The sequence below is a fragment of the Kribbella sp. NPDC003505 genome, from assembly GCF_040610875.1.
Lineage (GTDB): Bacteria > Actinomycetota > Actinomycetes > Propionibacteriales > Kribbellaceae > Kribbella.
This window is the reverse complement of sequence record NZ_JBEXNA010000010.1, coordinates 40,075-54,163: the sequence shown is the minus strand read 5'-3', so window position 1 is coordinate 54,163 and position 14,089 is coordinate 40,075. Positions and strand designations below refer to the sequence as shown.

The 14,089-nt window shown below is 69.3% G+C and carries 15 protein-coding genes; 11 read left to right on the top strand and 4 right to left on the bottom strand.

All coding sequences use genetic code 11. The features are described from left to right. The first annotated feature begins 137 nt into the window (after nt 1-137). Nucleotides 138-3,131, top strand: a complete 2,994-nt coding sequence (locus ABZX12_RS30030) for a S8 family peptidase (protein ID WP_355698593.1) — start codon at nt 138-140, stop codon at nt 3,129-3,131. Here ABZX12_RS30030 and ABZX12_RS30025 read toward each other — a convergent pair. Continuing rightward, on the bottom strand, nt 3,128-3,907 hold the full coding sequence (locus ABZX12_RS30025) for a hypothetical protein (RefSeq protein ID WP_355698591.1): 780 nt from the start codon (nt 3,905-3,907) through the stop codon (nt 3,128-3,130). The genes ABZX12_RS30030 and ABZX12_RS30025 overlap by 4 nt on opposite strands. A gap of 50 nt (nt 3,908-3,957) precedes the next feature. Continuing rightward, nucleotides 3,958-4,302 (bottom strand): hypothetical protein, encoded by a 345-nt coding sequence (locus ABZX12_RS30020; protein ID WP_355698589.1) that lies wholly within the window; start codon nt 4,300-4,302, stop codon nt 3,958-3,960. A gap of 166 nt (nt 4,303-4,468) precedes the next feature. Here ABZX12_RS30020 and ABZX12_RS30015 point away from each other — a divergent pair, with 166 nt between their 5' ends. The 5 genes from ABZX12_RS30015 to ABZX12_RS29995 all read left to right on the top strand — a co-directional run bounded on the left by ABZX12_RS30015 (nt 4,469) and on the right by ABZX12_RS29995 (nt 8,981). Further along, nucleotides 4,469-5,617: a helix-turn-helix transcriptional regulator gene (locus tag ABZX12_RS30015; protein WP_355698587.1), complete on the top strand. Its 1,149-nt coding sequence runs from the start codon at nt 4,469-4,471 to the stop codon at nt 5,615-5,617. Between the two features lie 49 nt (nt 5,618-5,666). Continuing rightward, the gene (locus ABZX12_RS30010; protein ID WP_355698585.1) at nt 5,667-6,776 is read left to right on the top strand and encodes a branched-chain amino acid aminotransferase; all 1,110 of its coding nucleotides are present in this window, start codon (nt 5,667-5,669) and stop codon (nt 6,774-6,776) included. A 34-nt stretch (nt 6,777-6,810) separates the two neighbouring features. Next, nucleotides 6,811-7,776: a non-homologous end-joining DNA ligase gene (gene ligD, locus ABZX12_RS30005; RefSeq protein WP_355698583.1), complete on the top strand. Its 966-nt coding sequence runs from the start codon at nt 6,811-6,813 to the stop codon at nt 7,774-7,776. A gap of 139 nt (nt 7,777-7,915) precedes the next feature. Continuing rightward, complete coding sequence (locus tag ABZX12_RS30000; RefSeq protein WP_355698581.1) at nt 7,916-8,335, top strand: hypothetical protein; 420 nt, start codon at nt 7,916-7,918, stop codon at nt 8,333-8,335. 10 nt (nt 8,336-8,345) lie between these two features. Then, nucleotides 8,346-8,981, top strand: a complete 636-nt coding sequence (locus ABZX12_RS29995; RefSeq protein WP_355698579.1) for a nucleoside/nucleotide kinase family protein — start codon at nt 8,346-8,348, stop codon at nt 8,979-8,981. Here the strand turns inward: ABZX12_RS29995 and ABZX12_RS29990 are convergent. After that, nucleotides 8,962-9,699 carry a TetR/AcrR family transcriptional regulator gene (locus tag ABZX12_RS29990; RefSeq protein ID WP_355698577.1) on the bottom strand — a complete coding sequence of 246 codons (738 nt, stop codon included), beginning with the start codon at nt 9,697-9,699 and terminating at the stop codon, nt 8,962-8,964. The two genes, ABZX12_RS29995 and ABZX12_RS29990, sit on opposite strands and share 20 nt — an antisense overlap. Before the next feature lie 82 nt (nt 9,700-9,781). Here ABZX12_RS29990 and ABZX12_RS29985 point away from each other — a divergent pair, with 82 nt between their 5' ends. From ABZX12_RS29985 to ABZX12_RS29965, 5 genes are all read left to right on the top strand, one after another. Beyond that, nucleotides 9,782-10,681, top strand: coding sequence for an ATP-binding cassette domain-containing protein (locus ABZX12_RS29985; protein WP_355698575.1), 900 nt, complete (start codon nt 9,782-9,784; stop codon nt 10,679-10,681). A gap of 11 nt (nt 10,682-10,692) precedes the next feature. After that, a complete protein-coding gene (locus ABZX12_RS29980; RefSeq protein WP_355698573.1) occupies nt 10,693-11,466 on the top strand; it encodes an ABC transporter permease in 774 nt (257 codons plus the stop codon). Between the two features lie 236 nt (nt 11,467-11,702). After that, on the top strand, nt 11,703-11,900 hold the full coding sequence (locus ABZX12_RS29975) for a hypothetical protein (protein ID WP_355698571.1): 198 nt from the start codon (nt 11,703-11,705) through the stop codon (nt 11,898-11,900). 75 nt (nt 11,901-11,975) lie between these two features. Continuing rightward, nucleotides 11,976-12,932: a proline racemase family protein gene (locus ABZX12_RS29970; RefSeq protein WP_355698569.1), complete on the top strand. Its 957-nt coding sequence runs from the start codon at nt 11,976-11,978 to the stop codon at nt 12,930-12,932. Nucleotides 12,933-12,981: 49 nt separating this feature from the next. After that, nucleotides 12,982-13,305 carry a putative quinol monooxygenase gene (locus tag ABZX12_RS29965; RefSeq protein WP_355698567.1) on the top strand — a complete coding sequence of 108 codons (324 nt, stop codon included), beginning with the start codon at nt 12,982-12,984 and terminating at the stop codon, nt 13,303-13,305. 1 nt (nt 13,306) lies between these two features. Here the strand turns inward: ABZX12_RS29965 and ABZX12_RS29960 are convergent, their stop codons facing one another. Continuing rightward, nucleotides 13,307-14,089 (bottom strand): alpha/beta hydrolase, encoded by a 783-nt coding sequence (locus ABZX12_RS29960; protein WP_355698565.1) that lies wholly within the window; start codon nt 14,087-14,089, stop codon nt 13,307-13,309.

The following is a 14,089-nucleotide window of genomic DNA, read 5'->3' as shown; positions in this document are numbered from 1 at the left end:
GGTTTTCGCCAGCGGCTAGTTGAAGCCAAAACCGTGTGGTCGGGGCGGTCGATTGGCAGGCTCTTCGGCGTCCGAGCTCGGGGGCGGGCGGCCGGGGCTACAGCCACGGCCAGGACTACATGCCGTGGAGGCATCACGTGAACCATCCCAACCTGCGTCGGCGCGCCGCTCTGCTTGCAGGCGCCGCGCTGATCACCACCGCCTTGGTGGCTCCACCAGGCTCCGCGACGCCCGGAACGGACGCGCCGACCAGCAGCAGCCGTTTCACCTTCGCGCCCGGGCGGTACGTCGTGACGCTGGCCGACAAACCGCTGGCGACGTACCAAGGGGGCGTGACCGGGCTGAAGGCCACCAAGCCGACAGCAGGTCGCAAGGTCGAGGTCAACAGCACCAGCGGGAAGGCCTACCGCGCCTACCTGACAGGCAAGCACGCAAAGGTCGCGGCCACGGTCGGTGCGAAGGTCGACCAGGACTACTCGACCACGCTGAACGGCTTCTCCGCTGCATTGACCTCGAAGCAGGTCAACCAGCTCGCCAAGACCGCCGGTGTGGTGTCCGTCGTCCCCGACCAGTTGCACGTCGCCCTGGACGACCGCAACCCCACCGACTTCCTGAAGCTGTCCGGCCAGAGCGGCGTGTGGAACAAGCTCGGCGGTACGGCGGCCGCTGGCCAGGGCGTCGTCGTCGGTGTGGTCGACACCGGCATCTGGCCCGAGAGCGCGTCCCTGTCCGGCCCTGAGCTCGGCACCGAGCCGCCGACGAGCACCGACCCGTACCGTCCGTACCTGTCGGGCTCGACGACCGTCATGCAGAAGGCCGACGGCAGCACCTTTACCGGCAGCTGCGAGACCGGCGAGGACTTCACCGCCGACCTGTGCAACACCAAGCTGATCAGTGCAAAGTATTTCGGCGACGGCTGGATGAGCGTGGTTCCGCCGGAGCGGCGCGCCGACTACATGTCGCCGCGCGACGGCGAGGGCCACGGAACCCACACCGCGACCACCGCGGCGGGCCGTGCCGACGTCGACGTCCAGCTGGGCGGCCGTGACCTCGGTACGGTCACTGGCGTCGCACCGGCCGCCAAGATCGCCGTCTACAAGGCTCTGTGGTCCGGCACGGGTCCCAACGACTCAGGCGGCTTCACCTCCGACATCGTCGCCGCCATCGACCAGGCAGTGGCCGACGGCGTCGACGTCATCAACTACTCGGTGGGCTCGATCTTCGAGTCCCCTGCCACGGACCCGATCCAGCTGGCGTTCCTGTCCGCCGCATCGGCCGGCGTCTTCGTCTCCGCGGCCGGCGGCAACTCCGGTCCGGACGCGTCGACCCTCGACAACACGTCTCCGTGGCTGACCACCGTCGGAGCCACCACGGTCGCGCCCTGGAACGGGACTGTCGTGCTCGGCAACGGCCAGAAGTACTCCGGCGTCAGCACGACCGTCTCGTCGCCGACCGGCAGCAAGCCGTTCGTCAACGGAGTCGCGGTCAAGAAGGACGGCGTGAGCGATACGGACGCACTGATCTGTCTGGCGAACACGCTCGACCCGGCCAAGACCGCCGGCAAGATCGTCGCCTGCGACCGCGGTATCAGTGCCCGCGTGGACAAGTCCGCCGAGGTGCAGCGTGCCGGTGGCGTCGGAATGGTGCTCCTCAACCTGTTCGACCAGGACGTGGTCGGTGACTCCCACGTCGTACCGACCGTGCACCTCAACACCCCCGGGGCGCTGTCGGTGAAGTCGTACGCCACGCAGGCCGGCGCCACCGCCGAGCTCGTCCCGGGCAACCAGACCAGCACGACGACGCCGTACCCGCAGATGGCCGACTTCTCGTCGCGTGGACCTTCGCTGCAGAGCAACGGCAACCTGTTGAAGCCTGACCTGGCCGCACCGGGTGTGAACGTGCTGGCCGCGGTCGCGCCGCCCACCAACGGCGGACAGAGCTACGCGTTCCTTTCAGGTACGTCGATGGCTGCACCGCACGTCGCGGGTCTGGCAGCGCTCTACCTGTCGAAGCACCCGGACTGGTCGCCCATGGCGGTCAAGTCCGCGCTGATGACGACCGCCGGGAACGTGCTGACCGCTACCGGCGCTGTCAACACCAACCCGTTCGACGCCGGCGCCGGTGAGGTGCAGCCGTCGAAGATGCTGGACCCAGGCCTCGTCTACGACTCTGGTGACACGGACTGGCTCGGCTACTTGGAAGGCACTGGTGTCAAGACCGGCACCGGCGTACCTGCCATCAACCCGAGCGACTACAACGCTCCGTCGATCGCGGTCGGCCAACTGTTGGGTACGCAGACCATCACCCGCCGGGTGACCGCTGTGACCCCGGGTCTGTACCACGCGACCGTCTCCGTGCCGGGAATGAAAGCCGTGGTGACGCCGTCGATCCTGAACTTCACCAAGGCCGGCGAGACCAAGACGTTCACGGTGAAGCTCACCCTGGACACCGGTGACTCCGGCACCTCGACCAACGGCTGGCTGACCTGGCAGGGCGCAGGCAAAACGGTCCGTAGCCCGATCGTCGTCGTACCGACGTCCGTCCTCGCTCCGACCGCTGTGTCCGGCTCCGGCGCGTCCGGCTCCGCCTCGTTCACAGCCACCGTCGGCAAGGCCGGCGTACCGATCGGCTCGTACGGCGTGGTGTCGGCTCCGCTGGTGCCCGGTGCGGTGCCGGCCGGTGCCGCGGACGCTGATCTGCCCGACTACCCGGTGACCGCGACGTCGCAGACCAAGGCGATCCAGTGGAACATCAAGACCGTGGACCCGGCCGGCAGCATCTGGCTGGTGCTTTACAAGGTCGTCAACGGTCAGATGCAGCTGCTGTCATTCGTCGGTGACGGATCGAACCAGGCGTCCGCCAGTGTGCCAGCCCCGACGCCGGGCGTGTGGGGCGTGCTCGCGATCACCCTGTCCAACCCGCCGGGCGCGAGCACGACGGAGTACACCATGCAGACCAACGTGGTGACGGCCTCGTCCCCGCGCAACCTGCAGGTCACGCCTCCGGTGGCACCGGCCGCGTTCATGCCGTTCCAGGTGACGGCCTCGTGGTCCGGCCTGCCGACCGACCGGCGCTCCACCGGCTTCGTCGAGTTCCCGAACCGGGCCGGGACGGTAGTGACGATCAACTAGATCCAGCGCCGGCGGGCGGCCTGAACGCCCGCCTGGAACCGGGTCTGCGCGCCGAGAGCATCCATCAGCGCGCGGACCCGGCGTTGGGTCGTCCGGGGGCTGATCCGCAACCGCCGGCTGATCATGTCGTCGGTGGCTCCACCGGCCAGCAGCATCAGGATGTCCCGGTCCGGGGCCCGCAGCTCCGTGACGTCACCGTTGGCCTCCAGCTCCGGCATCGGGACGGCCAGGCCCCACAACATCTCGAACATCGCGATCAGACCGTCGAGCAGACCCGACGACCTGATCAGCAGGTGCGACTCCGCGGGCGCCCGCTTCGTCAGCGCCACCAGTGCCATGTTGTCGTCGCCGAGCACCATCTTCATCGGCATCTGCGGCAGCACCCGGCTGACCTCACCGGCGGCCCGCAGCTCCGGCAGCAGCGCCATCACCTCGTCGGACTCGAACACCTCGAACCCGTAGATCGCCCGGTACACCAGACCGTCGGCCAGCCGGTCCAGCTCGAGCTTCTGCTGCGCCGCGGGCGGTGCCGAGTACGGCGGGCGGTCCAGCGCCCGGACCTGGACCCGGCAGCTGCACTGCATCTCCTCGTAGGCCCGGAGCAGCGTCGGCCCGTCCTCGATCAGCTCGACCTGGTTCCCGTCCAGCACCGGCTTCCCACGAGCCTCCCGCAACTCGTCGGCCACCAGCCGCAACCGAGCGACCTGAGCGTCCAGTTCGTCCAGCGGATCCACCACCGCGCCGTCCGCCACCCGCATCACCCCTCGACGACCCAACCCAAACCACCTCACACTAAACCGCGTCAAGTAATTGCGGACACGATGTCTCACGGGCCGCAGTCAAGACAGGGCCACGGACGGCCGCACCGTGAACAGCGACCGTCAGGAGCCGGCGCAGGCAGCCAGACCGCCCGCTCCGGCGCCTCGGGAGGCGGTGCGGCGGGACGGACCGGCGGCGGGTCGAGCCAGTGCAGACAGGTGTCGCCGTCGTCGGCGTGAACCGCCAGCAGGGACTCGATGCCGTCCCAGGTCGAGGTGCTCGACCAGCGGCCGAGCCACCTGAGCGCGACCGCACCATCGGACCACTCCGCGCCTTCCGCGACCATCCGGGGGCCAGGGGCGGCGGGGCGGACCAGACGGAAGAGGCGAGCCTGTCGCTGCAGCGTGTTCACCTGCCCAGGTTCGCCCAGAACGCAGTGCACACAACAGGTGTGGGCTGTGGGCTGTGGGAACAGCCCACAGCCCACATGCCCTTGTTTTCCACGGTTTTTGTCGGCGAGGGCTTGTAACTTGTCCGGCACGCACCACATGAGCTCGAAGCGCGAACGGGGTGATCCTGTGCCCGAGACATCCACCGAGACATCCATCGAGACATCGATCGGTCCGCTGCTGCGGCAGTGCAGGCAGGCGGCCGGACTGAGCCTGCGCCAACTGGCAGCACGTGTCGGCTACGACCACAGCTACCTGTCACAGGTGGAGCGCGGGCAGCGGCCGGGCTCTGCGGACCTGGCGCGACTCTGCGACCAGGAGCTCGGCACCGGCGGCCGACTGTCCGCCACCTTCGAGCGAAGGCCCGCCCGCGCGGCTCAGCTCCGGCCGGAGGCCGACCCGTTGGAGACTGCCTGGCGCGGACTGGCCGCGACGCTCGGCGCCGGCGGCCCGATGCCCGGCGATCACCGCAGCGTGCCACCGGCTTCGCTGCTCCCTGACCTGGTGCGGCAACTGCACGGCGCCGCCCAGGCGGAGGCAGCCGAGCTGGGAATGCTGATCGCCGAGACCCTGACCAGGCTGGACGAGCGAAGCACCGCGAGGCGGTGGTGGTGGGCTGCCCGTGCGACTGCGGACAGCCTCGGCGACGGCCCGCTACCGGCAGTGGCGCGCGCCAGGGAGACGATCATCGGCCTGGCCGAGCGGCGTCCGTTGACGGAGTTGCTGCAGCTCGCGGACGAGTCGGTCGCGCTTGATCGACACGCACCGCGCGCGGCCGGTTTCGCGCCACTGACCGCGCGAGCGCTGGTGCTCGCCGAGCTCGGCCGGACTCACGAGGCCCAGCAAGCGCTCCAGGAGCTCATCGGCGCCGGCGACGAGGTCCTGCGCGCAACGCCACAAGCACAGCAGCCGTACGAGTTGCATTGGGCCGAAGGACGCGTCTGCACCGCGCTGGGGTACGGCATAGCGGGCTGCGTCCTGCTCGAGCGCGCCAGAGAGCTCTGTCCGGAGAGCTGGATCGGCGAGCGCGCCCGTCTCGACCTGAGCCTGGCCGAGTGCCTTGTCGCCGCCGGCGAGGTCGCCGCAGGCCTGGCCACGGCGCTCCGCGTCCTAGTCGAGCTGCCCGACGAGTGGCACGACACCTTGGTGTACTACGCCGCCGACCGGGTGCTGCGCGTCGTGCAGGCAGAGCCCGGCGCGGCCGAGCTACGACGGCTGCTGGCGCGGCCGGTGCACCGGAGTGGCCGAAGTGTGGGCATCGGTTCGAGCCAGAGGTGACAGCGGGAGTAGCGTGCGGCGAGTGACAGGTGAACAGCGGACAACGGTAATGACAGACGCGTGGGACTTCGCGGTCGAGCTGCGCCCCGATCCGGCCAGTGCGGAGGCCCGGGCGGCAATCCTGGCCAACCCGGCGTTCGGACAGTCGTTCACCGACCACATGGTCGTAGCCAACTGGTCGCTCGACCGCGGCTGGCACGACGCGAAGGTCACGGCGTACGCGCCGCTGTCGCTCAGCCCGGCGGCCGCTGTCTTCCACTACTCGCAGGAGATCTTCGAGGGCCTCAAGGCGTACCGGCACGCGGACGGCTCGGTGTGGGCGTTCCGCCCGGACCGAAACGCCAGGCGGTTCACCGCGAGCGCGGAGCGGCTGGCGCTGCCGCAGGTGCCGGAGGACGAGTTCATCGCGGCCCTGCGCGCACTGGTGACCGTGGACGAGGCCTGGGTGCCGTCGGCCGACGACGGCGAGACCAGTCTGTATCTCCGGCCGTACATGATCGCCACCGAGGCCGTCCTCAGCGTCCGGCCCGCGCACGAGGTGCTGTTCGGCGTCATCGCCTCCCCCGCCGGCCCGTACTTCGACACCGGCCCCAAGCCGGTCTCGATCTGGCTCACGACCTCGACGATCCGCGCCACCCCGGGTGGGACCGGAGCGGCCAAGTGCGGCGGCAACTACGCCGCCAGCCTGGCCGGACAGGCCGAAGCGATGGCGAACGGCTGCGATCAGGTCGCGTTCGTCGAGGCCGTCGAGCACAAGTGGCTCGAAGAGATGGGCAGCATGAACATGTTCTTCGTGTATGCCGACGGCCACATCGCCACCCCCGAGCTGTCCGGTTCGATCCTCGAAGGCGTCACCCGCGCCTCGGTCCTGGAGCTCGCCGCCGATCTCGGCCATCCGGTCGAGGAGCGCCGGATCGCCGCCGACGAGTGGCGCGACGGGGTTCGTAGCGGCGAGATCACCGAGGTCTTCGCCTCCGGCACCGCCGCGGTCATCACCCCGATCGGCCGCGTCGCCTGGCCCGACGGCGACCTGACCATTGGCGACCACTCGGTGAACCACGGGGTCGGCCCGGTCACGACCAAGATCCGCAGCACGCTGCTCGACCTGCAGTACGGCCGGATCCCCGACACCCGCAACTGGCTCACCCGCCTGACCTGATGCCGATTGTCCCCGGCGCCGGTTAGTTTGAGTCATGGCCGAGTCCAAGGGAAAGTCTCCGGCGATCGAGCTGGAGGTCGGGGAACGGACGGTCCGGGTGTCCAACCCGGACCGGGTGTACTTTCCGGCGCACGGCGAGACCAAGCTCGACCTGGTGAAGTACTACCTGTCGGTCGGGGACGGGATCGTCAACGCGCTGCGGGAGCGGCCGTGCATGTTGCACCGGTTCCCGGAGGGGGTCTCGGGCGAGAAGGTGCACCAGAAGCGGCTGCCGCACGGCGCGCCGCCGTGGATGGAGACGGTCCGGGTCACGTTCCCGCGGTACAACCGGACCGCCGACGAGCTGTGCGTGACCGAGATCGCCCACGTCGCGTGGGCGGTGCAGATGTCGACGGTCGAGTTCCACCCCTGGAACTCCCGGCGCGCCGACACCGAGAAGCCGGACGAGTGGCGCATCGACCTGGACCCGATGCCCGACTGCCCGTTCGACCGGGTCCGCCGGGTCGCGCACACGGTCCACGAAGTACTCGACGAGCTCGGCGCGGTCGGCTACCCGAAGACGTCCGGCGGCAGCGGCATCCACATCTACGTCCGCGTCGAGCCGGCGTACGGCTTCTCCGACGTACGGCGGGCCGCGCTGGCGTTCGCGCGGGAGGTGGAGCGGCGGGCGCCGGACGACGTGACGACCACGTGGTGGCGCAAGGACCGCGACCCGAAGAAGCTGTTCGTCGACTACAACCAGAACGCCCGCGACCACACGATCGCCTCGGCGTACTCGGTCCGCGGCAACCCCGAAGGCACGGTCTCGACCCCGATCCGCTGGGACGAGATCGACGACGTGAACCCGAAGGACTTCACGATCCGGACGGTCCCGCAGCGGTACGCCGAGCTCGGCGACCTGCACGCCACGATCGACGACGACGTCTACTCGCTCGACACCTTGATGGAGTGGGCCGAGCGCGACGAGCGCGACGGCGCCGAGGCTCCTCCGGAGGACTAGAAGCGCCGACCGGGAGCCGGTGCCAGCAGCGGATCTCCGGCTGGACTCGACAACGAGGCCGTCAACGACCGGCCGCCTCCGGGCAGCGCACCAAAGACCCCGCCCTGCCACCGGGCTCGGCCCTTTGAACGTCGACTTTGTGCACCAGATCCGTCCGCCTGGCACCGCGGCGTACGGATCCCGTGCACAAAGTGCGCCCCCCGCCAGTGCTCGGGAGCAGCCAGGACATCAGCGCAAGCACGTCGACGGCGACGACTCGGCGCTGGAGCGCGGCGAGAACACCCGCCAGCTGGACATCTCGTACCGCGACCCGTCGGACACCCGGCCGCTGGTCTCCGGCGACCGGGCTCCCGACGCGCCCGTCATCGATACCGAGGGCAACAAGGTGCGCCTGTACGAGCTGTTCCGCGGCCCGCACGAGACTCTGCTGCGGTTCTCCCCCAGCACCCCGGCGACCCACCCGCACACCGTCGACATCTCCTCGCCGGAGGCGTTCGCGATCTATCACGCCCGGCCGGGCGACGAGATTCTCGTCCGCCCGGACGGATACCTCGCCTAGGATCCTGGGAGTGCAGACCTTGGACGCAGCCGCTGCCTATGACCGTGCCGTCGCGTTGGCGACGCGGGGGCGGCGGCAGCTGCTGGGGATCACCGGGGCGCCGGCGGCGGGCAAGTCGACGTACGCCGAGCTGCTCGCCGCGAAGCTGACGGCCGACGGTCACCGGGTCGCGCTCGTCCCGATGGACGGCTACCACCTCGCGCAGTCGGTGCTGGAAGACCTTGGGCTCGCGGACGTCAAAGGCGCACCGCACACGTTCGACGGCTTCGGTTTCGTCGCCCTGTTGCGGCGGCTGAAGGAGTCACCGGACGAGCAGATCTGGGCGCCGCGTTTCGACCGCGGCATCGAGGACTCGATCGCCGCGAGCATCGGAATCGCGCCCGAGGTCACGCTGGTCCTGACCGAGGGCAACTACCTGCTGCTCGACGAGCCGCCCTGGTCGACCGTACGCCGCCTGCTCGACGAGTGCTGGTACGTCGAGGTGCCCGAGGATCTCCGCCACGCGCGACTCGAGGCCAGGCATCGCGCCTTCGGCCGATCAGCCGAGGAGGCACGCGAGCGGACGCACGGCTCGGACGAACGCAACGCCCAGCTGATCGCCGCGACCGCACCGGCGGCCGACGCGATCATCCGACCCGGTCGATGAACGCCGCCACGCCGTCCAGGTAGAGCTGCAACCCGAAGTCGAAGTCGGCTTCGTTGTCCTCCTCGAAGCTCCCGACCTCGTCGAACACCCCGGCCTCGACGGTGCGCGCCACCGCCGGGTACACACGCGGATCCGCGACCCGCCGCAGCGTCGAGCCGAACCGCTGGAAGGCGTCCGGGTTCTCCGCGTAGCCGGCCGCCAGGTCGAAGGCCATCCGGATCTCTCCCTGCACGTAGGTGATGAGGCCCATCACCACGCCGACCTTGGCCTCCTCCGGCAGACCGGTGTCCTTCAGCACGCCGAGCGCGGAGTCGAACCAGGCGAGGTTGTTCGGGCCGGCCGGCGGGCCGGAGATCGGCACCTTCGCGTACCAGGAGTGCCGGCGGATCGCGGACAGCACGCCGTCCGCCCAGAACGTCAGCCCGGTCCGCCAGTCGATCCCCTCGGGCATCGGTTCCGGACGCTCGAGGGCGGCGTCGGACATCATCACGAGCAGGTCGTCCTTGCTCTTCACGTGCCGGTACAACGCCATCGTCGAGTTGCCGAGCCGCTCCGCGACCCGCGCCATCGACACCGCCGCCAGACCTTCGGCGTCCGCGAGCGCGATCGCCGCCGTGACGATGTCGTCGAGCGTCAGCGAGGGCTTCGGCCCGCGCCGCGGCGTCTCCCGGAGCCGCCACATCAGCGCGACGTCGGCCGGCAACTCGTCGTTGTCCACCGGGTCAGTTTAGGGCTTGCCAGTCGATACTGCGTACCTGTTACGCTATTTAGCGTACCTAATACGCAGTAAGGAGGGGGCCATGATCGTCGAGGCGACCGGCCTGCGGAAGTCGTACGGCGCGACCGACGTGCTGACCGGGGTGGATCTCAGCGTCGCCGAGGGGTCGGTGCTCGCCCTGCTGGGCCCGAACGGCGCCGGCAAGACCACCACGGTACGGATCCTGACCACGCTGACCCGCCCGGACTCCGGCACGGCGACGATCGCGGGGTACGACGTACTGCGCGAGCCGGCCCGCGTGCGCGGCGTGATCAGCCTGACCGGGCAGTACGCCGCGGTTGACGAGAACCAGACCGGCCGGGAGAACCTGGTGATGGTCGGCCGGCTGATGCACCTCGGCCGGCGAACCGCGCGGCAACGGACGGCCGAACTGCTCGACCAGTTCGGCCTGACCGACGCGATGGACCGGCGCGTGAAGACGTACTCCGGCGGCATGCGGCGCAAGCTCGACCTGGCGATGAGCCTGATCGCGCGGCCGCGGGTGATCTTCCTGGACGAGCCGACGACCGGACTCGATCCGGCCAGCCGCTCGGCGATGTGGGACGCGATCGTGGAACTGGTCCGCGACGGCACGACGATCCTGCTCACCACGCAGTACCTGGAGGAGGCCGACCGGCTCGCCGACCGGATCGTGCTGCTCGACCACGGCCGCGTCGTCGCCGGCGGTACTGCGGACGCGCTGAAGACGCAGATCGGCGGCGAGCGGATCTCGGTGTCGTTCGCCGACGAGGCGCAGGTCGTGAAAGCCGCCGGCGTACTGGACGGAGTGGCCGACCAGCTGATCCTGAACATCCCGTCCGACGGTACGGCGGCGCATCTGCATCACGTGCTCGACGTACTACGTGACAACGGGCTGGAACCGGAGCGGGTGTCGTCCCACCGACCCACGCTCGACGACGTGTTTCTCGCACTGACCGCCTGAGGGGTTTGCCGATGTCACACCAAGGAGTCGTCGCCGCCTGCTCGGACGCGGTGACCATGATCGACCGCAGCGTGCGGCTGGCACGGCGCAACGTCGACACCTTGTTCGTGTCGCTGCTGCTGCCGTTGCTGATGATGGCGCTGTTCGTCTACGTGTTCGGCGGCGCGATCAACACCGGCACCGAATACGTGAACTACGTCGTCCCGGGGATCCTGCTGCTCACCACCGGGTACGGCGCCGCGTCGACCGCGATGGTGGTCGCCGACGACCTGCACAACGGGATGATCGACCGGCTGCGCTCGCTGCCCATCCACAGCTTCGCCGTGCTGACCGGTCATGTCGTCGCGAGTGTCGTGCGCAACGCCATGTCGACCGCGATCGTCGTGCTGGCCTCGCTGGCGATGGGATTCCGCCCCGTCGGTGGGGTGCTGGACTGGCTGGCTGCGATCGGGCTGTTGTTGCTGTACGTCGTCGCGCTGTCCTGGCTGGCGGCGGCGCTCGGCGTGATCGCCAAGTCGGTGGAGTCGGCCAGCACGCTCAGCTTCTTCATGCTGTTCCTGCCGTACCTGAGCAGCGCGTTCGTGCGGCCGGAGTCGATGCCGTCGTGGTTGCGGCCGGTGAGCGAGCACCAGCCGATCACGCCGGTGATCGAGACCGTCCGGAGCCTGCTGATCGGGACGCCGATGGCGCACAACGGATCGGCCGCACTTGCCTGGTGTTGTGGTCTACTCCTGTTCTCCGTCGTGCTGGCCACTTCGCTGTATCGGCGGCACAACAACCGCTGAACGCAGGTCTGCTGCCGTTCGGCGACGGGTGTGCCACGGAACGACCAGGCGTGACCCCTTGGTGGGGTTACCGTCGAGGTCCCCCCCAACGTGTGGTGGTCCCACTCCCCCCGGGACCCACACGGACAAGCGCCCCGGTCGTCGACCGGGGCGCTTCGTTTTCTTTTTCTGCCGGTGTCGAATCCGGCGCCTTTGGTTCGACGTATCAGTGAGAGCGACCAAAGGAGAGGGTCAGAATGAACATCACCACCGACATCCGGACCATGATCGTCACCATGCTGGCCGAGGGCAGCCCGGTCTGGTACGTGGCAGGCATGGTCAACATGCGCAGCCACGACGTGTACGTGATCGGCTGCGAGGCCGGCTATCCAGACAAGGCCAAACTGCGCCGCGCCGTCTGGGCCGCCCGCAACCGCGTACCGCAAGCCGCCTGACCCTGCCAGGTCGCTCGAACCGCTGCTACCCCAACGCCTGGGGAGCAGCGGTTTCGTCATGTTTAGGGTTGGTGCGTGGACGAGGTCAGCATTGTGGACTATCACACGGCCGGTGAGCCGTTCCGGATCGTGACGTCGGTCGAGATCCCGGGCGACTCCGTCGCCGACCGGCGGGTCACGGCACAGTCGTCCGAGGCGATCGACGCCGTACGGCAGCTGCTGGTGAACGAGCCGCGCGGCCATGCCGACATGTACGGCGGGTTCGTCGTTCCGGGTGACGACGACGGCGCCGACTTCGGAGTGGTGTTCTGGCACAAGGACGGCTACTCGACGGCCTGCGGGCACGGGACGATCGCACTGGCGACCTGGGCCGTCGATACCGGTCTGGTCCAGCCGGGGGATGTCGTCATCGACGTACCGTCCGGACGGGTGACGGCCCACGTCAGCGACTCCGGTGTTGCCTTCCGCAACGTTCCGTCGTACGTCCTGCGGCGTGACGTGCCGGTGTCAACTTCCCGCGGGGAGGTGCTGGCGGACATCAGCTACGGCGGCGCGTTCTACGCGTCGGTGCCCGCGTCGTCGGTCGGCTTGTCCGTCACGCCGCCGTCGTACGCCGGCCTGATCGCGATCGGCCGCGAGATCAAGTGGGCGCTCGACCAGGTCGCCGTACACCCGACGGATCCGCGCCTCAGCGGTCTGTACGGCACGATCCTGTACGACGATCTCGGCGACCTCGAGGACGGCCCGCACCAGCGGAACCTGGCGGTCTTCGCCGACGGTGAGGCGGACCGCTCCCCCTGCGGCTCCGGTACGTCGGCACGCCTGGCCCTGCTGTACGACGAGGGTCGTCTCGGACCGGGGCAGACGCTTCGCCACGACTCGATCGTCGGGACGACGTTCCTCGGCCGCGTCGTCGCGCAGACGCCGGACGGTGTCGTCACCGAGGTGGCCGGGGCGGCCTACCGGACCGGAACGGCGACGTTCAGCCTGGACCCGCGCGACCCGCTGGGCACAGGATTCACCCTCCGCTGATCTCAGATTGCGACCGTCGCCGGCGGCCGCGGCCGATAAGTTGGTCCCCATGATCTTCATCACCGCGAAGTTCCGTGTGAAGCCCGAGCACGCCGCCGACTGGCCGTCGATCACCGCCGACTTCACGGCGGCGACGCGCGCCGAGCCCGGCTGCTTGTGGTTCGACTGGTCCCGCTCCGTCGAGGACGCGAACGAGTACGTCCTGGTCGAGGCCTTCGCCGACGACGAGGCCGCCACCCACCACGTCACCTCGGCCCACTTCAAGGCGGCCCAGGAGCACCTCCCGCCGCACCTGGTGGAAACGCCCCGCATCGTCAACTTCAAACTCCCCCAGGACGACTGGTCGGAGCTCGGCGAACTCGCCGTCAAGTAAGTCAGGTCACCGTCGAGAGGGCGGTGGCGATCACTGCCGCCGTCTGTTCCGGCGCCTCGTCCGGCAGCAGAAACACCGCGCCGGGGATGGTCACCAGCGTCACGTCGGCCGCCGCATCGAGGGTGGCGCGCTCAGCGTCGGTGAGCCCACCATCGCCCTTCTCCGCGTGGACGACCCACACCGCGCTGCCCGACGCGGCCAACTGGGCGGCGTAGTCACGGTCGGCGGCGATGTAGTCGAGGTACGGACCGCTCACCCGGACCGAATCGCCGGCCCTGTTCTGCTTGAGATCGTCGATGAGATCCCGCTTGTGCGGCTCAGGGATCTTGGCAAACCTCACCACCAGCGGCAGCAGCCGGAGCAGGACGGCCATCGGCCAGCTCCCCACCCGCTGCGACGCCCGCACGACGGCGCGGAAGAACCCGGCCTCGTCCTCGGTCGTCAGGCTGATGCCCAGCAGTACGACCGGGCCGTGGAAGTGACCGGACAGCAGCGTCTCCAGAGCAACGGTGGCGCCGTGCGAGAAACCCACCAGCACGTCGCACCGTTGTTCCTTGGCCAGCGTTCCCGCCGTACGAGCCAATGCCGGCACGGACACGTCGCCGGTCAGCGGGGCCCCTGCCATACCCGGCATGGTGGTCGCCACCAAGCGAACCCCGGACAGTGCCTGATCAGCCATCACCAGGTCGAACGAGCGAGCCGCGTTGGCTCCACCCGGCAGGAGCAGGACCGCTCGGTCCGCATCGTCGGGGCCTACGGTCAGAATCTCCCAGGCTTCCCTCAT